Annotated in this window: 1 protein-coding gene; it reads left to right on the forward strand. The window is 57.1% G+C overall.

Features of this window, described 5'->3' with window-relative positions; genetic code table 11:
- On the forward strand, positions 1-191 hold a 191-nt coding region (locus ACQ4LH_RS21780), incomplete at its 5' end, for an aminotransferase class V-fold PLP-dependent enzyme (protein ID WP_113773365.1).
- Between the last annotated feature and the right edge of the window lie 40 nt (positions 192-231).

A 231-nucleotide genomic window follows, 5' to 3' on the forward strand; every position in this document is an offset into this window, starting at 1 on the left:
GCGATATGGTGACGCTGCTGGCGGAGTACGGTATTGCCCTGCGGGCCGGGCAGCATTGCGCTCAGCCGCTACTGGCAGAATTAGGCGTAACCGGCACACTGCGCGCCTCTTTTGCGCCATATAATACAAAGAGTGATGTGGATGCGCTGGTGAATGCCGTTGACCGCGCGCTGGAATTATTGGTGGATTAATGACAAACCCGCAATTCGCCGGACATCCGTTCGGCACAAC

Source organism: Pseudomonas peli, assembly GCF_050563605.1.
GTDB classification, from domain to species: Bacteria; Pseudomonadota; Gammaproteobacteria; order Pseudomonadales; family Pseudomonadaceae; genus Aquipseudomonas; species Aquipseudomonas peli_A.